This window comes from Streptomyces nojiriensis (genome assembly GCF_017639205.1).
GTDB classification, from domain to species: domain Bacteria; phylum Actinomycetota; class Actinomycetes; order Streptomycetales; family Streptomycetaceae; genus Streptomyces; species Streptomyces nojiriensis.
The window spans coordinates 8,022,020-8,038,053 of sequence record NZ_CP071139.1; the positions used below are offsets into that span (position 1 = coordinate 8,022,020).

The 16,034-nt window shown below is 69.8% G+C and carries 16 protein-coding genes; 9 read left to right on the forward strand and 7 right to left on the reverse strand.

Annotated elements, in window-relative coordinates; translation table 11 throughout:
* Nucleotides 1-66 precede the first annotated feature (66 nt).
* A complete protein-coding gene (locus JYK04_RS36230; RefSeq protein ID WP_189748258.1) occupies nt 67-1,026 on the forward strand; it encodes a GlxA family transcriptional regulator in 960 nt (319 codons plus the stop codon).
* On the opposite strand, the gene JYK04_RS36235 is transcribed toward JYK04_RS36230, so the two are convergent.
* Nucleotides 998-1,975, reverse strand: coding sequence for an alpha/beta fold hydrolase (locus JYK04_RS36235; RefSeq protein WP_189748259.1), 978 nt, complete (start codon nt 1,973-1,975; stop codon nt 998-1,000). The genes JYK04_RS36230 and JYK04_RS36235 overlap by 29 nt on opposite strands.
* Nucleotides 1,976-2,066: 91 nt before the next feature.
* On the opposite strand from JYK04_RS36235, the gene JYK04_RS36240 reads away from it, so the two are divergent.
* Entirely contained in the window at nt 2,067-2,657 is a 591-nt protein-coding gene (locus JYK04_RS36240; RefSeq protein ID WP_189748260.1) for a TetR/AcrR family transcriptional regulator, read from the forward strand.
* A gap of 737 nt (nt 2,658-3,394) precedes the next feature.
* Here the strand turns inward: JYK04_RS36240 and JYK04_RS36245 are convergent.
* The 6 genes from JYK04_RS36245 to JYK04_RS36270 all read right to left on the reverse strand — a co-directional run bounded on the left by JYK04_RS36245 (nt 3,395) and on the right by JYK04_RS36270 (nt 9,397).
* Nucleotides 3,395-3,670 carry a hypothetical protein gene (locus JYK04_RS36245; RefSeq protein WP_189748261.1) on the reverse strand — a complete coding sequence of 92 codons (276 nt, stop codon included), beginning with the start codon at nt 3,668-3,670 and terminating at the stop codon, nt 3,395-3,397.
* 249 nt (nt 3,671-3,919) lie between these two features.
* Complete coding sequence (locus JYK04_RS36250) at nt 3,920-4,669, reverse strand: MBL fold metallo-hydrolase (protein WP_189748262.1); 750 nt, start codon at nt 4,667-4,669, stop codon at nt 3,920-3,922.
* 156 nt (nt 4,670-4,825) lie between these two features.
* Nucleotides 4,826-5,806, reverse strand: a complete 981-nt coding sequence (locus JYK04_RS36255) for a GlxA family transcriptional regulator (RefSeq protein WP_189748263.1) — start codon at nt 5,804-5,806, stop codon at nt 4,826-4,828.
* A 100-nt stretch (nt 5,807-5,906) separates the two neighbouring features.
* On the reverse strand, nt 5,907-7,157 hold the full coding sequence (locus tag JYK04_RS36260; RefSeq protein WP_189748265.1) for a hypothetical protein: 1,251 nt from the start codon (nt 7,155-7,157) through the stop codon (nt 5,907-5,909).
* Nucleotides 7,154-8,119, reverse strand: coding sequence for a hypothetical protein (locus JYK04_RS36265; RefSeq protein WP_189748267.1), 966 nt, complete (start codon nt 8,117-8,119; stop codon nt 7,154-7,156). The genes JYK04_RS36260 and JYK04_RS36265 overlap by 4 nt, the downstream gene beginning before the upstream one ends.
* 141 nt (nt 8,120-8,260) lie before the next feature.
* On the reverse strand, nt 8,261-9,397 hold the full coding sequence (locus tag JYK04_RS36270) for a phospholipase D-like domain-containing protein (protein WP_229876957.1): 1,137 nt from the start codon (nt 9,395-9,397) through the stop codon (nt 8,261-8,263).
* Between the two features lie 798 nt (nt 9,398-10,195).
* Here JYK04_RS36270 and JYK04_RS36275 point away from each other — a divergent pair.
* The 7 genes from JYK04_RS36275 to JYK04_RS36305 all read left to right on the forward strand — a co-directional run bounded on the left by JYK04_RS36275 (nt 10,196) and on the right by JYK04_RS36305 (nt 16,018).
* Complete coding sequence (locus tag JYK04_RS36275; protein ID WP_189748271.1) at nt 10,196-10,546, forward strand: MerR family transcriptional regulator; 351 nt, start codon at nt 10,196-10,198, stop codon at nt 10,544-10,546.
* A 381-nt stretch (nt 10,547-10,927) separates the two neighbouring features.
* On the forward strand, nt 10,928-11,131 hold the full coding sequence (locus JYK04_RS36280) for a cold-shock protein (RefSeq protein WP_030722003.1): 204 nt from the start codon (nt 10,928-10,930) through the stop codon (nt 11,129-11,131).
* A gap of 324 nt (nt 11,132-11,455) precedes the next feature.
* A complete protein-coding gene (locus JYK04_RS36285; protein ID WP_189748273.1) occupies nt 11,456-12,973 on the forward strand; it encodes a DEAD/DEAH box helicase in 1,518 nt (505 codons plus the stop codon).
* A gap of 46 nt (nt 12,974-13,019) precedes the next feature.
* Entirely contained in the window at nt 13,020-13,424 is a 405-nt protein-coding gene (locus JYK04_RS36290; RefSeq protein ID WP_189748275.1) for a CBS domain-containing protein, read from the forward strand.
* A 148-nt stretch (nt 13,425-13,572) separates the two neighbouring features.
* The gene (locus JYK04_RS36295) at nt 13,573-14,376 is read left to right on the forward strand and encodes an alpha/beta fold hydrolase (protein ID WP_189748277.1); all 804 of its coding nucleotides are present in this window, start codon (nt 13,573-13,575) and stop codon (nt 14,374-14,376) included.
* Nucleotides 14,376-15,662, forward strand: a complete 1,287-nt coding sequence (locus tag JYK04_RS36300) for a PP2C family protein-serine/threonine phosphatase (protein WP_189748279.1) — start codon at nt 14,376-14,378, stop codon at nt 15,660-15,662. Before JYK04_RS36295 ends, JYK04_RS36300 begins: the two co-directional genes overlap by 1 nt.
* Nucleotides 15,659-16,018 carry an STAS domain-containing protein gene (locus tag JYK04_RS36305; RefSeq protein ID WP_189748281.1) on the forward strand — a complete coding sequence of 120 codons (360 nt, stop codon included), beginning with the start codon at nt 15,659-15,661 and terminating at the stop codon, nt 16,016-16,018. The genes JYK04_RS36300 and JYK04_RS36305 overlap by 4 nt, the downstream gene beginning before the upstream one ends.
* Nucleotides 16,019-16,034: the final 16 nt, after the last annotated feature.

A 16,034-nucleotide genomic window follows, 5' to 3' on the forward strand; every position in this document is an offset into this window, starting at 1 on the left:
GGCGAGGGAGTCATTGGCATGCATGCCACACAGCGATAGGATCGTGCCATCGGCATGGGAGATGAGATGTCCGGCAGACAGCACCGCGTGATCGTGGTGGCTCTGGAGAACGTCCTCGCACTCGACATCGGGATCCCGTTGCAAGTCTTCGGGAGCTGGCCGGACGGGCCCTACGCGCTGACGGTGTGCGCGGAACAGCCCGGGCTCGTCGCGATGCACGGCGGCCCCGCGCTGTCGGTCGCCAATGGACTGGACGCCCTGGCCACGGCGGACACCGTGATAGTCCCGGGGTACATGGAGCCCGAGGCGCCCTCCGCCGCAGTCAGCGCCGCGCTCGCGGAAGCGGCGGCTCGGGGCAGCCGCATGGTGTCCATCTGCCTGGGCGCGTTCGCCCTTGCCGCCGCCGGCCTGCTCGACGGCCGACGGGCCACCACACACTGGCAGTACGCGGCAACACTGGCGAAGCAGTACCCACAGGTGACAGTGCGGTCGGAGGCTCTGTACATCGACGAGGGCCACGTGCTGACCTCCGGCGGCGTCACCGCCGGCCTCGACCTGTGCCTGCACCTCATCCGCCGCGATCACGGCACCCGACTGGCGAACCAGCGAGCACGTCTGCTGGTCGCCGCTCCGCACCGCACGGGCGGTCAGGCCCAGTTCACGGACCTGCCCGTGCACCCCGACCCCGCCGACGGGCCGGCGCCGGTGTACGAGTGGGCGCTACGCAACCTGCACCAGCCGCTCACCGTCGACCAGCTGGCGCGCCAGGCCGGGATGTCGCGGCGTACCCTCATTCGCCGCTTTCACGCCGACACGGGCCGACCGCCCATGCGTTGGCTGCTCGACGCGAGGCTCGGCCGCGCTCGGGAACTCCTGGAATCGAGCGACCTGACGGTGGAAGCGGTCGCACGGCGCTGCGGCCTGGGTACGTCGGCGAACTTCCGGACCCTGTTCAAAGCCCATGTCGGAGTACCGCCCCGTGCGTACCGCGAGACGTTCAACTCGACTCCGCTGAGCAAGGCCTGATCTCCGACCGACCACGCTCGTGATCGATGAACGCGGTCAAGGCGTCCACAGTTGCGTCGGGCTGCTCGTCGGGAATGAAGTGTCCGGCTTGTGGGATGACGACGCCGGTCGCGTTCTTGGCCCACGGACTGACGGAGGCGGCCATGTCGGGGATCGAGCCATGGGAGCTGGAGATTCCCAGGACCGGGACGGTCAAGCGCCCTCGTTCGAGAGCGTCATGATTCCTGCGCGCTGATTCCGCGGCGTCGCGGTAGTAGGCGAGAGACGCTGAAAGCCCTCCCTCGGCCGCGATGGAGGCGGCGTAGTGGTCGATCTCGGCGCCGTCGAAGGTGTTCGGGGACAGGGCTTTGACCTTCAAGAACCAGCCGACGTAGTCACGCTCGCGGCCGGTGAGCAGAGTCTCGGGCAGTTCGGGCACCAAGTGGAAGGCGAAGTGCCAGGTCTTCCAGGCCCGGTCGGGGTCCGTTGGGATGGAGTCCGGGAGGGTGATTCCGGGAATGCCGGCGTCGAGCAGAGCGACACCGTGCAGGCGCTCTTCGTACTTCAGGGCCAGCGAGAAGGCGACCCAGGCCCCGATGTCGTGGGCGACGAGCCAGTACTTCGGCACGTCGAGCGCGGTCAGCGCGGCCTGGACGCGCGAAGCGACGGTGTGCGTGTCGTAGCCCCCTTGAGGGCGGTCGGAGTGGCCCTGCCCCGGCAGGTCGATCGCGAGCACGTGGAATCGCTCGGCAAGACCTGGCATCACCTTTCGCCAAGCCCACCAGGTCTGCGGGAATCCGGCGAGCAGGACGACGGTGGGACCGGCCGGCCGGCCGCCTTCGACGGCATGAAGTCGGATTCCTTCCGCGTCGACCCAGCGGTGGGTGAAACCCGCAAGGTCGTACAGCGGCAACCCGGGGACCGGGTTCGGGTCGCAGGAGCGGTTCGGGGCCATGGCGTCGGCGGTCATGTTCTGAGCCTACTGCATCTTGAACTGATCAGTTCAAGATAGGATGGGGGCAGGGCCCCAACGGCTGGTACGAGAACGAGGTGCATGCGTGATGGCCGGGAAGAAGCAGTTCGACGTGGGCATCGCGCTCGACGCGGCGATGGTCCAGTTCTGGCGGGCCGGATACGCCGACACCTCTCTCGACGACCTCTCCAGGACGACCGGATTGAACCGCAGTTCCATCTACTCCTCGTTCGGCGACAAGGACTCGCTCTACCTGCGCTGCCTGGACCGCTACGCCGCGCGGTACGGAAACAGGTACGACCAGGCGCTTTCCTGTGCGTCCGAGGAACCGCTCCAGGCGGTACGGGCGTTCTTCGAGGTCACCCTGCAGCGCATCGCCGACCCTGACGTACCTGACGGGTGCCTGATCGCCCAGACCGCGATGGCGGCACCGGCGCTCAGCCCCACCATCACCGCACGCGCGATCGAAGCTCTGGACTTTCAGCATGCGCGGCTGCGGACCGCCTTGAACGCCGCGCAGTTGACCGAAGGCGATGCCGACGACCTCGCGGTACACATGACGGCGGTCAACCAGTCGCTGGCCCTGATGAGCAGGACCAGGGCGAGCCAGAAGCAGCTCCGCACGGTCATCGACATCAGCATGAGTGCGCTCTCGCACGCCTTGCACGCCCGGAGCTGACCTCGCCGTTTCGCCTGGGCACGGCGGCTGTTGGGGCGGAAATGCGAAAGTGCCTTCCTGACCTGGAACCACGAACCTTGCTGAGGGGTTCTGTCGGTCCAGGGGGAGGGCACTCGCTACGTGCAGGGTGTCGGTGGCGTCCCAGGGTCCGTGTCACTGCTGATGGGGTGGGGGTCGTTGGTGATGCCGGAGCACGGTTGCCGGCGGATCTTGACGATGCCACGGGGCTGACCGCCGCGTACTGCGCCGCTCTCCGGCCGCTTCGACCACGCGGGACCGGACGTGATCCGGGACGGATCGCCACCGATCTGGCGGCGAGCTTCGCTGCAAGCGGCCCGGGCTTGGGCTCGGGAGGTCGCCTGGATGCAGGCCGTCGAGATCGGTGGGGGGATACCCGTCGTCCTGGCCGCAGGACGCGTGCTGCCCGGCCTCGCCCTGGACCTCGACACCACGCTGGTGACCTGGCACTCCGAGAAGGAGGCGGCCGCACCTGTACCCACAAGGGCGGATTCGGGTTCCACCCGCTGCTGTGCTTCCTGGCCAACACCGGCGAGGCACTGTCCGGCAGGCTGCGCCCCGGCAACGCCGGGGCCAATACCGCGAGCGATCACATCACGGTGCTCGACCAGGTACTCGCCGGCCCGGGCTCGTCGAGTCCGGGCCGCCCCGAGCGCGAGCGACGTCCATCCGCCCACGGGGCGACCAGGCGCTGCGCGCACACGTCCGTGGCCCGCTGTTCAGTCGTCTCCGTCTCCGTCTCCGCCTCCGGCACGGGTGAGCGAGGCGACGAGGAGACCTGCGACCGCTGCCCAGACCGCAGCGGTGGGGCCCGCTGTGGCCCACCCGACGACGCCGAGCGCCACGGCTGTGCCGGTTCCGATCGCCCATGCGCGTCGGTCGGTCAGGAAGGCCCACTGCCTCCGTCCGCTCCCGGGCACGCGGATTTCGGCGACCGCGGTCCTGATCACCAGGGCGGCAACGACGATCGCGACGGTGAGCAGGGTGACCGTCATGCCGCCTCCGGGTTCCGCTCAGCCGCCGTTCGCAGCGGCGGGTACCGGCCGAGTGTGCCGGTGGATGCAGGGGGTGCCGTAGGCGTCCGCATCCATGTCTCTTCATGGTCTCCTCCTCGAGCGACCCTCGCAGAGGATGTAGCGGCGGCGCAGATCCCACCGGATGGCTTACCGCCCTGCTGAAACGAACCTCCTCCCGGCTTTCGGCCGGGCCCCCGAGGGGCCGGGCCGCCGACGAGCATGCCCGTGTCAGCTCTTCGTACGCCTTCGGAGGCGCCCACGGGAGTCGAGGCGGGACAGCCGTCGGTGCTCCCGCCGCGCCCAGCGACGTACGCGCTCGGGATCCAGCGGAGTGCCATGGCCGACATGGAGGCGGCCGGGGCCGAGTTCGAGCATGGCGCGCAGGCTCGTGAGGTTGCCCAGGGGGTCGTCATGGAAGGGCGGGTTCGCCGGCTTGCCGGGGATGAGGCCCATGAAGGAGTTGGCCACGAGGTCACCGGCGACGAGGTCCCCGTCCTCGGTGAGAACGGAGACGGATCCCGCGGTGTGCCCCGGGGTGGGCATGATCCGTCCCGCCAGCCCGAAGTCCGACAGGTCGGTTTCGCCGCTGATCAGGAGCCCGGGTTCGAACGGGTCCGCCGCGACGTGGAGCTTCCTGTTCCTGTTCATCAGGCGACCCATGGGTCCCGTCGGGAGGTACGGCATCAGCGGTCGGCCGGTGCGGAACGGTTCGAGGTCGGCGATGTGCCCGGCGACGGGTGCGCCCGTGAGGCGGTGCAGTTCCGCTGCGGAGCCGAAGTGGTCGATGTGGCCGTGGGTGATCACGATCAGGGCGAGGTCGGCGGGGTCCACTCCGTGATCGGCGATCCGGTCGTGGATGAGGCGTCCGCTGCCCGGCGTACCGGCGTCGACGAGGACGGGGCGCCGGCCCAGCAGCAGGTAGGCGTTGACCGCGTGCTTGCCGAGCACCGGTATCGGAATGATCTTCGTGCCGGACATGAGGGCCTTTCGTGTACGGGGCGGGCGCGGGCATGCCTCGGCATCCGCCGGCCGCGGGCAGGGCCGACGGGCAGCGCCGACGGGCAGGGCCGACGGGCAGCGCCGACGGGCAGGGCCGACGGGCAGTGAGGGTGGGCGGTAAGGGATGGGCCGGCTTCAGCGGAATCGGCGGCGGTATTCGGCGGGGGTCGTCTCCAGGTGCCGCTGGAAGCACCGGTGGAGGGTCTGCAGGGAGCCGAGGCCGCTGGCGGTGGCCACCTGCGGCAGACCGGCGTCGCTCTCCTCGAGGAGGCGCCGTGCGGCCTCCAGGCGGGCCGACTCCACGTAGGCGGCGGGCGTGGTGCCGGTGCGCTGCGCGAAGAGCCGTGAGAAGTGCCGCGTGCTGAGACTGAGGCGCTGGGCGAGGGCCTCGGCGGAGAGGTCCGCGTCGGGGTGTTCGGTGATCCACCGGCGGAGTTCGCCGATGCGGTCCTCAGCGGGTGCCCGGACGGAAAGGGGAACGCTGAACTGGCTCTGGCCGCCGGAGCGTTTGACGTACATGACCATCATGCGCGCGGTGGCGAGCGCGAGGGCCTGACCGTGGTCCTCCGCCACCATCGCCAGTGCCATGTCCATCCCCGAGGTGATCCCGGCACAGGTCCACACCGGACCGGAGCGGATGAAGATCGGATCGGGGTCCACGTCGACCTCCGGATGCGCGGCGGCCAGTTGCGCCGCCGTGAGCCAGTGGGTGGTGGCGGTCCGGCCGTCCAGCAGGCCGGCCGCGGCCAGCAGATGGGCGCCGGCGCACACCGATCCGGTACGCCCCGCCCGCGGTGCCGCCGTACGGAGCCAGTCGGTGACCACCGGATCGACGACGGCCTGGACACCGCCCCCCTCGGGATGGGCGACCGCCCCGGACACCAGGAGGGTGTCGACGCGGCCGGTCACCTCGTCCAGCCGCAGGTCGGAGTGGACCCGCAGGCCGCTGGAGGTGGCCACTGGAGCGCCGTCCTCCGTGGCGACCTGGACGGAGTAGCCGGGGAACCCTCCCTCGGAGACCCGGGACGCGACCGAGAACACCTCGGCGGGACCTGTGATGTCCAGGAGTTCCACGCCGGGGAAGGCGACGATGACGACGCGGTGGGGTGCGGGCATGCACCGATCCTCGTTCCCCTGCCCTGGTGTCCGCAATGACGAGGCTGTCCCAGATCCGGCCATCGGGCCGTCCGGCGATGCCGCCTCCGGCCCGGAAGGCTCACGGCGGGGAGATCAGTGTGCTGTGGTGGAAGCCGAGTCGAGGGTCGTGCCACCAGGGGAGTCCGTCGACGTACTGCCGTAGCTGTGGCATGTGCACCCGCTGCCGGACCGTGTTGGCGGGATAGTCGTACACGGTGATGGTGTTGAGCCCCCGGTTGGCGGTGAACAGCAGGGTCTGGTCGTCGGAGAGCTGGCAGGCGTACACCGAATCGAGCAGGGTTCCGCGCGAGACCCGCAGAGCGGCGAGGAAGTGCCTGCTGCTCGCGGCCGGCGAACCGCGCGTGAAGGCGTCCGCCACCTGGTGGAGCGATTGCCGTCCGGCGAGCAGCTGTTCGGGCAGGCCGGGGCGCTCGTCGATGATCCGATGGGTGGCGAAGTCGGCCAGGTCGATCATGACGATGGTGCCGCTGCCGCCGTTGCAGTAGATCAGCTCGCGATCGGAGACGCAGACGTCCGAGTTGATGTGCGCCGGGGTCTCCCGAGGGGCCGCCCAGTGGCGCAGGACCTGCCCGTGCTCGGCGTCGATCTCGAAGACGTACTCCTTGAGGTAGGCCATGGCCCATTCGTGCCAGTCGTGCCCCTCCTGGGGCAGGACGCGGAAGGAGAGGGCGTAGAACCGGTCCTCTCGGGGGTGGACGGCCACGTGCCAGCAGGTGGCGGGCAGGTGGATGCGGCGGGCCGTGCCGGTGTGCAGGTCGAAGACGCCGACCTCACGGGCCTCGCCGCGCCCGGGGTGGTCCATGCCGCCGTAGACGAGGTACCGGCCCGACGCCGTGGTCTTCATGGCATGGGGCAGTTTCAGGCCGTGCGGGCCCAGGCGTTCGGGAGCGTCGAGCCTGTCGAGGTCGAACCGCCACAGGTGTTCGCCGACCGCGCCGACGATCTCCCGGTCACCCAGCCAGGCGATGTGCGTGGTGCCCTTGACGGACGAGTCGGTGGGTTCGATCCGCAGGGTGGACAGCCGGGCGGTCTCGTCGAGCGTCGCGGTGTCGTAGAAGAGCAGGTGCTGGCCGGTGTTGCCGAGGAATCCGAGCGCGTGGTCCGGGCTGACGCTGACGGCATGGCCGCCGGCGATGCCGTCGTAGTAGTCGATCTTGTACGCGTACCCGCCGGTGGCCGGGTCGTAGCGGAAGACGCAGATGCCGGCCCGGCCTTCGAGTCCGTTGAGGCCGTTGCCGTCGAGGGCGATGTGGAAGGCGTACGGATACGCGTGCGGATACGCGTGCGGCGGGTCGGAGGGCGGCGTCAAAGGGGCTGCCTCTCGGGACTGAAGTGGCGGAACCCGGAACTGTCGGTGCACTCCGGCCGCGTCGGCTTCCATGGGACCGACCTGGCCGACAGGATCAACGGCCCGGCCAGGCGGGAGACGGTGCCCCAGAGCGAGGAGGTCGCACCTGCCCCCTCATCGACCGGTCCGGCGCTTCCCTGCCCGCGTGCGGCGATGGTGCGCAGGGTGATGCCGAAGGACTTGCGGTAGGCGTCCTCCACCAGAGCGCGCCGGACCGCGGGCCACAGTACGGGGGTGATCGCCCGCCACAACGGGGGGAGGACGAATTGCTGCTGGGCGCAGATGGTCACACCGGTGCCGCCGCCCGGGGTCCGGGCGAAGAGCACCGAGCCGTCGTCCTGAACCGCGGAGCCGTTCGCACTGTGGACCTGTCGCCAGCGCAGCACCTGTTCGTCCGGGCCGTAGTCGATGGTCTCCAGCTTGCAGACGTCGACTACATCCGCGCCGGCCAGCGCGAGGTGGGCGGGCTGGGCCCGGCTGATGCTGCGCTCGAGCTGCCGGACCGGCCTTCCGGTCTCGTCGCGCGCCAGGACCTCCGTACGACCTGAAAGGTAGCCGCTGGTCAGACCGATCACCCGGCTGATGTCGACGCGCGCGGTGAACTCGTCGAACGGCGTACCCATTTCCGCATCGCAGCGGAACAGAACGGCTTCGTCCAGGTAGCGCCACCGCATCCCGTCCGCGCCCGGCGGCACGGCCGCGATCAGCTGGTCCAGCAGTTCCAGATGACGGGCCAACGCTTCGAACTCCGCGGGTCCGAAGGCCGGTACATCGACCCCGAGCGGTATCGCCGCCGTGCGGACCGCGGCGTCGTCGGGGCGCATCCGAAGGGCGGTGGCCAGCTCTGTCGCCAGCTCCGCCGTCCGGTCGGCGACGGCCAGCACCCTTCGCAGTGCCTCTTCGGCCAGGGGGATGTCGGACATGACCCCGCCCTACCCGGCGCCGTCATCTCCCACACCGGCCGTCCCCGCCAGGGATGAACCTGTCGGACGGCGGCAGGGCGGACGTTCGGCTCTGCTATGGGCGCTGCCGGAGCATGGGCGCCTTCCGGAACCGTGCGGGAGTCACAGGAACCGGCGGAGGGGGGTGACCGCAAGCTCGCGCAGGCGTTGCGCCGCAGAGCGGCGGTTCCAGCGTGCTGGCTCCATTGGCTCGCTGACCTGCAGGTCCTCGTCGAAGTGCTGGTCCAGGGTTGCGGTGAAGTCTTCGTCAAGGACCGCGAGCATGACCTCTTCGTCATGGTCCAGGGAGCGACGGTTGAAATTGGTGGAGCCGATGAGTGCCGCGATCCGGTCGACGGTGATGACCTTGGCGTGCATCATCGTCGGCTGGTACTCGAAGATCTTCACCCCGCAGGCGAGGAGGTCCGCGTAGAAGTTCTGACCGGCCAGCCGGCAGACGCGCTTGTCGGTGTGGGGGCCGGGCAGGAGTATCTCGACCTCGACGCCCCGACGTGCTGCCGCGCACAGCAGCTCGATGAAGTAGGCGTCCGGAGCGAAGTAGGCGGTGGACAGGCGGAAGCGATGCTGGGCGGATTCGATGGCGACCCGGATCAGGGTCTGCATGTCCTGCCATCCGATGCTGGCCGACCCCCGGACGACCTGTACCACCGCCCCGCCCTGCGGCGCGTGCTCGGTGAAGCGGTCCCGGTCGTCGAAGAGGGTGTCGTGGCACTCGGCCCAGTTCTGTGCGAAAGCGGCGGCGACGCCGTCCACGGCGGGGCCGCGCAGCCGGACGTGGGTGTCGCGCCACTCGTTCTCGTTGCGGGCGTTGCCGCACCATTCCTCGGCGATGCCGACTCCGCCGGTGAACGCCGTCCGTTCGTCGACGACGAGCACTTTGCGGTGGCAGCGGTGGTTCTGCTTGAGCGGGGAGAGGTGGAGGGGCTTGCGGAACCACGCGACGTCGACCCCGGCGTCCTCCATCAGATCCAGCAGGTCCTGCTCGATGAGCCGGCTGCCGAAGCCGTCCAGCAGCAGCCGCACCCGGACGCCCGCTCGGGCCCGGTCCGCCAGTGCCTGGGCGAACTGCCGGGCTATCGCGCCGCGCCAGTACACGAACGTCATCATGTCGACGGTGTGTTCGGCGGCGCGGACGCTGTCCAGCATCGCAGTGAAGATCTCGTCCCCGTTGCGCAGGGCGAGCAACGCGTTTCCTTCGGTTGCGGCGATGCCGATCAGCCGCTCGAGGCGGCGCCGCATCCGCTGCTTGCGCTCGGCCACCGACAGCGCTGGGGCGGGCGTCGTTCCGCCGGACAGTCGCGCCCCGCTGGTTGCACTCGTCATGACTCCACCTGACCGGTCGGGGACGCCGCCCCGGACGTCCGGCAACCGCCGGGGCGAGCCGACTGTACACAGCCGCAGACCGGGAAGGGGTGCGGGTCTTCCCCTCGTCGTGCGGTTGCGGCGCTGAAGGGGCCGCAGCGCCGGCACTCGCGGCCGGTGCCGTTCGAAGCTGATTACCTACCCTTCGAACACGCGAAAATCTATGTTGGTCAGAGTAGACATTGGGCGGTGGCCTAGTTATGGTTTCTCTCGTAGCCCAGAGAGACAGCAGGGCCCGGCAGAGATGAACTGCCGGGCGTGGTGCCCGTAAGCGCAGTGCGTAGGACGGTGCGGCGGTGGAGTTCCGAAGCCAGGGTTGTTGCGCAGGGCGACGGGACTGATGGCCGGACCGGGTGGCCCGCAGTGATCAGGGGTCGCCGTGAGCAGTGCCGCAGTTGACGCAGCAAGCAGGTTGATCACCGAGGGAAGAACGGAGGAACCGCGCCATCAGGATCGCCCGGGCGGAAGTCCTGAGCCCGGGTACCGCAGGACATCGATAGTGAGGTGGTCTCCGGTCAAGCAACCGCGATCCCCGCGCCCCCGACATCGTTCGAGTCGGGCATGCGGAAACAGAAGGGCGGCTCGGAACTGGTGCCGGCAGATGGTGTAGAAGTTCCCTCGGGGCCCTGGTGCCGTACGGCACCAGGGCCCCTCCATGTGTTCCAGAGAGGTGCAATGACAGCAGAGAATCCGACAGGCCCGCTCGGCGGCCACCTGGACGACGACGACTACCCCGCCTACACCATGGGTCGTGCCGCCGAGATGCTCGGCACCACCCCGGGCTTCCTCCGCGCCATCGGCGAGGCCCGCCTGATCACGCCGCTCCGCTCCGAGGGCGGCCACCGCCGCTACTCCCGCTACCAGCTGCGCATCGCGGCCCGAGCCCGGGAACTCGTCGATCAGGGAACCCCCGTCGAGGCCGCCTGTCGCATCGTCATCCTTGAGGACCAGCTCGAGGAAGCCCAGCGCCTCAACGCCGAGTACCGCGCCGCCGCCGCGTCGTCCGGCCCGCCGCCCGCGGCCTGAGGTGGGCGGGCCCGCCGGTCCCGGTGGGCCGCGCACCCGCGCGCCTCGGGGCGTGGTGGTGCTCGTATCCCTCTGTCCGAAAAAGTGTTGGGCCCGGGCTGCCAATATCTGTCACCGCGATACGAGGATTTAGCGGTCCATGCGGAGAGGGTTTTTATCGCGGCGACCACGGTGAATTGCTATTCGTACGCAGATCGCTACGGCATGCTATTGTCGATCTCAGTTGCAGTCGTGGTTCCCAAAACTTCAAGCGCCTCCAGTCGGCCTCCGTGTCGTGGGAGTGCTTCGTATTTCCGGGTTGTTTTCCGGTGGGGCGTCATCGCGGCGACACGGTGTCCGTACAGTGCGGATGCCGGTGTACTGCCCCAAAGGAGATCTGACATGGCATCTGGCACCGTGAAGTGGTTCAACGCGGCAAAGGGTTTCGGCTTCATCGAGCAGGACGGTGGCGGCGCCGACGTGTTCGCCCACTTCTCGAACATCGCCGCCCAGGGCTTCCGCGAGCTGGCTGAAGGCCAGAAGGTCACCTTCGACATCGCGCAGGGCCAGAAGGGTCCGACGGCCGAGAACATCGTTCCCGCCTGACGCTGACGCGTACTTCGTAGCTGGGGCCCGCATCCTTCGGGGTGCGGGCCCCAGCTGCAGGCATCTCCCGCAGTGGGTTCACCTGCGGGACGCCCCCTCACCACCCAGAGGCGCCGATCCGGCAAGCGGACCTCTTCGGACCTGCACCCGAGTCGATCTCGGGAATTTCACGTCCAGCGTCACCCATTTTCATGGCGGCGCCCGCACGGACTTCATGCGGCCGTCTTCGCTTTCGCATTCCATTCGGTCCGTTCTTGCGATTCCCCGTGCTGTTCTTCGGCTGCCGGAATTCCTTGATGCGCGCCGTGTCAAGGAAGGTTCTCAATGAACCCCGTACGTACGAACAACCGCTCCGCTCACACCCGCAGCCGCACCGGCGGCCCCACCTCCGGTTCCGCCGCCGGTTCAGGCCGGGGCAGTCGTTTCGGTTCCTCCGCCCCGAGCCGTTCCTCCGCCCCGAGCCGCTCCGGCGGCTACGGCCGCCGGCTCGCCGCGGTGCAGGGCGAATTCGCCCTGCCCAAGACGATCACTCCCGCCCTGCCCGCCGTCGAGGCCTTCGCCGACCTCGCCATGCCCGCGGAACTGCTCGCCGCACTGACCGCGGAGGGCGTGACCGTACCGTTCCCGATCCAGGGAGCCACCCTGCCCAACACCCTCGCGGGCCGCGACGTGCTCGGCCGCGGCCGCACCGGCTCCGGCAAGACCCTGGCCTTCGGCCTCGCTCTGCTGGCCCGCACCGCCGGGCAGCGCGCCGAGCCCCGCCAGCCCCTCGCCCTGATCCTCGTACCGACCCGCGAGCTGGCCCAGCAGGTGACCGACGCCCTCACCCCCTACGCCCGCTCGGTCAAGCTGCGGCTGGCCACCGTCGTCGGCGGGATGCCCATCAGGCGGCAGGCGAGCGCGCTGCGCGGCGGCGCCGAGGTCGTCGTCGCCACGCCCGGCAGGCTGAAGGACCTCATCGACCGCGGGGACTGCCGGCTGAACCAGGTCGCGACCACCGTCCTGGACGAAGCCGACCAGATGGCCGACATGGGCTTCATGCCCCAGGTCACCGCCCTGCTCGACCAGGTGCGCCCCGAAGGCCAGCGGATGCTGTTCTCCGCCACCCTGGACCGCAACGTCGACCTGCTGGTGCGCCGCTACCTGACCGACCCTGTCGTGCACTCGGTGGACCCCTCGGCCGGTGCCGTCACCACGATGGAGCACCACGTGTTGCACGTGCACGGTGCTGACAAGCACCGCACGACGACGGAGATCGCGGCGCGCGAGGGCCGGGTGATCATGTTCCTGGACACCAAGCACGCCGTCGACCGGCTGACCCAGGACCTGCTGAACAGCGGTGTCCGGGCCGCCGCCCTGCACGGCGGCAAGTCGCAGCCGCAGCGCACCCGCACCCTCGCCCAGTTCAAGACCGGGCACGTCACCGTCCTGGTCGCCACCAACGTCGCCGCCCGCGGCATCCACGTCGACAACCTCGACCTGGTCGTCAACGTGGACCCGCCGACCGACCACAAGGACTACCTCCACCGTGGCGGCCGTACCGCCCGTGCCGGGGAGTCCGGCAGCGTCGTCACCCTCGTGACGCCCCACCAGCGCCGCGACATGACCCGCCTCATGGCCGCCGCCGGCATCGTCCCGCAGACCACCCAGGTCCGCTCCGGCGAAGAGGCCCTCAGCCGGATCACCGGCGCCCAGGCCCCCTGCGGCATCCCGGTCACCATCACCGCGCCGGTGTCCGAGCAGCCCAAGCGCAGCGCAGCCTCCCGCGGCCGACGCGGTCCCGCTTCGGCAGCCCGGCGCTTGAACGCGCGCCGGTCCGCCTTCAACGCGGCGGCGGCCTGAGAACCACGTGATCAGGAAACTGACCCATCTCTGCAGGAGGCACGTTGTGACGCTGGTCCAGATGCAGTTCCGCTCGGTGAGCGCCAACCCCGCGCACCAGACGGTGGCCGATGCCATGGAGGCCGCCGGGCCGCAGGTCTGCGACGACATGACGGTCGAAGTGGCCCTGTCCGTCATGGCCAGTGCCCGCGCGGGACATCTGCTGGTCTGCGACGAGGACGGCGTGTGCGCCGGTCTGGTCACCCCGGCTCAGCTCGCGGCCGTCCGTGACGGCGACGCGTACACGGACCGAACCCGGCTGCGCGACGTCCTCGGTGACCGCGCGCCGTCCGCCTCGCCTCTCACCACCATGGCCGAAGCCGAGCACGCGATGCGTTACCGCCGCCTCGATGCCCTGCCCGTCGTCGACGAACAAGGCAGTGCCCTGGGCGTCCTGGCCCTTGCACGCTGAACCGCCCCACCGCGGTCGGACCGTTCGCGCCGCTGCCGGCGGGGCCCCTCGGCGCCCCGCCGACCGTACGACGGACGGGACCGGCGCGGGCCCACCCCCGATCGCGTCGGCAGTGCTGACGCTCCGGACCGACGAACAGGATGACGGGATGGATATCCTCCGCAGGAACAACGTGAAGGTCAGCGGATCACCCGGCAGCCCCGTGGTGATGCTGGCGCACGGGTTCGGCTGTGACCAGAACATGTGGGGCCTGGTGGCCCCGGCGCTGGCCGAGGAATTCCGGGTGGTCCTGTTCGACTACGTCGGGTCGGGCGGCTCCGACCCGTCCGCTTGGAGCGCCGAACGCTACGGATCACTGGACGGATACGCCCGCGACGTGGTCGAGGTGTGCGAGGCCCTCGACCTGAGGGACGTGGCCTTCGTCGGGCATTCGGTCAGCGCGATGATCGGGGTACGCGCGGCGGCCACCGCCCCCGAGCGGTTCCGCTCCCTGGTCATGGTCGGCCCTTCTCCTCGCTACATCGACGACGACGCCTACCGCGGCGGCTTCAGCGCCGAGGACATCGACGAGCTGCTGGAGTCGCTCGAGTCGAACTACCTCGGCTGGTCGGCCACGATGGCACCGGTGATCATGGCCAACCCCGAACGTCCGGAACTGGGGGAGGAGCTGACCAACAGTTTCTGCGCCACCGATCCGGCTATCGCCCGCGTCTTCGCCCGCACCACGTTCCTCTCCGACAGCCGTGACGACCTGAAGTCGGTGGGCGTACCGACGCTGGTACTGGAATGCGCCCAGGACGTGATCGCGCCGCGCGAGGTCGGCGGCTACGTCCACGCGGCCATCCCCGGAAGCCGCCTGATCACCCTGGACGCAACGGGTCACTGCCCCCAGCTGAGCGCTCCCGAGGCCACCACGTCAGCCATCCGCGCGTTCCTGCGGGAGCTACGGTGATGGGGTGCACCGCCCAGAACCCTGAGCGGCCCGAGGGCGAAGAGTCCGCCACCGACGCGGTGTTCTCCTCCCTGCTGGAGGACACCGCCGAAGAGCTCTACGAATCCGCCCCCTGCGGCTACCTGTCCACCCTGATGGACGGCACCATCGCCAGGATCAACGGAACGCTCCTGGACTGGCTCGGCCTCGCGCGCGAGGAGGTCGTGGGCCGCAGACGCTTCACCGACCTCCTCACGATCGGCGGCAAGCTCTACCACGAGACGCACTTCGCGCCGCTCCTGCGGATGCAGGGGAGGATCAGCGAGATAGCGCTGGAACTCAAGGCGTCGGGCGGCGGGCGCCTCCCCGTCCTGGTCACCTCCCGCGTGAAGACGAGCGACGACGGCGAGCCGACGCTGATCCGCACCACCGTCTTCGACGCACGACAGCGCCGAGCCTACGAAGGCGAACTGCTCCGCGAGCGCCAGCTGGCGGAGGAAGCCCGCCGACAGGCCGAAGCCGACAGGCAGCGGCTGCGTGAAGCACTCGCGGTGCTCCAACAGAGCCTGCTCCCCGCTGCCCTGCCCGCGGTGCCCGGAATGGATGCGGCTTCCTACTACCACACCGCCTCCGTCGACCGGCTCGGCGGAGACTTCTACGACCTGTTCCCGCTGGACGAGAAGCGCTGGGCGTTCTTTCTCGGCGACGTCTGCGGCAAAGGTCCTCAGGCTGCCGCAGTGACCTCCCTGACCCGCTACACCCTGCGCGCCGCGGCCCTCCACGACTCCGACCCCGTAGCCGCGCTGTCCACCCTGAACACCGTGCTGCACGAGCGGTTCACGGGTGGGGACCCGCGCTACTGCACCGCGATCTTCGGCGTGATGGAACCCGATCCCAGCACCGGGACGGTTGCCGTGCACCTCGCGTCCGGGGGCCATCCCCCCGCACTCGTCGTGCGCGCCGACGGCCGGGCCGACTACCTCCCCACCCCCGGCGGCCTCCTCATCGGAATCCTGCCCGACCCCCGCTTCACCTCTGCCGCGACCACCCTCGGCCCCGGCGACTCCCTCCTCCTCTACACCGACGGCCTGACCGAAGCCCGCGTCGGCACGAACCGCGAGCTCTACGGCGAGGACGCCCTGCGCACTTTCACCGCCGGCCTCGCCCCTGCAGGGGCACATGAGCTGATCACCGCCCTCACCGGTCTCCTGGACGGCTTCGGTGAAGGCCTGGACGACGACACGGCTCTGCTCGCCCTCGGCGTGCCCCATCCCATCCCCGCCGCGCGAGAGCACGATCTGACATGAGCGCCCTGACGATCACCGCCCGAGACGCCACCACCGGCCCCGTCCTGGAAATCGCGGGCGACCTCGACTACGACCAGGCTCCCCGCCTTCGACAGGCGGTGACAGCGCTCAGCCTGGAGCCGGGACAACGCCTCGTCCTGGACCTCTCCCGGATACGGTTCTGCGACTCCAGCGGCATCACCGCCCTCATCGTCGCCCGCAACCACGCTGTCGCCGCCCGGGCGGACATCGCCCTGGCGGCCGTCCCCGACAACACGATCCGCATCCTGCGCATCGTCGGCCTCGACCGGGTCTTCACCATCCACGCCGACGTCGGCACGGCCACAGCACACCGGCCGGGCACCAGGCGTTCCTGACGACGCCGGTGCCGTA

Coding starts and splice junctions, on each gene's coding strand:
- JYK04_RS36255 (WP_189748263.1), bottom strand. CDS start 5,806: ATGCCCGCACCCCACCGCGTCGTCATCGTCGCCTTCCCCGGCGTGGAA.
- JYK04_RS36295 (WP_189748277.1), top strand. CDS start 13,573: ATGGATATCCTCCGCAGGAACAACGTGAAGGTCAGCGGATCACCCGGC.
- JYK04_RS36280 (WP_030722003.1), top strand. CDS start 10,928: ATGGCATCTGGCACCGTGAAGTGGTTCAACGCGGCAAAGGGTTTCGGC.
- JYK04_RS36230 (WP_189748258.1), top strand. CDS start 67: ATGTCCGGCAGACAGCACCGCGTGATCGTGGTGGCTCTGGAGAACGTC.
- JYK04_RS36285 (WP_189748273.1), top strand. CDS start 11,456: ATGAACCCCGTACGTACGAACAACCGCTCCGCTCACACCCGCAGCCGC.
- JYK04_RS36305 (WP_189748281.1), top strand. CDS start 15,659: ATGAGCGCCCTGACGATCACCGCCCGAGACGCCACCACCGGCCCCGTC.
- JYK04_RS36245 (WP_189748261.1), bottom strand. CDS start 3,670: ATGACGGTCACCCTGCTCACCGTCGCGATCGTCGTTGCCGCCCTGGTG.
- JYK04_RS36270 (WP_229876957.1), bottom strand. CDS start 9,397: ATGCGGCGCCGCCTCGAGCGGCTGATCGGCATCGCCGCAACCGAAGGA.
- JYK04_RS36300 (WP_189748279.1), top strand. CDS start 14,376: ATGGGGTGCACCGCCCAGAACCCTGAGCGGCCCGAGGGCGAAGAGTCC.
- JYK04_RS36240 (WP_189748260.1), top strand. CDS start 2,067: ATGGCCGGGAAGAAGCAGTTCGACGTGGGCATCGCGCTCGACGCGGCG.
- JYK04_RS36265 (WP_189748267.1), bottom strand. CDS start 8,119: ATGTCCGACATCCCCCTGGCCGAAGAGGCACTGCGAAGGGTGCTGGCC.
- JYK04_RS36235 (WP_189748259.1), bottom strand. CDS start 1,975: ATGACCGCCGACGCCATGGCCCCGAACCGCTCCTGCGACCCGAACCCG.
- JYK04_RS36275 (WP_189748271.1), top strand. CDS start 10,196: ATGACAGCAGAGAATCCGACAGGCCCGCTCGGCGGCCACCTGGACGAC.
- JYK04_RS36250 (WP_189748262.1), bottom strand. CDS start 4,669: ATGTCCGGCACGAAGATCATTCCGATACCGGTGCTCGGCAAGCACGCG.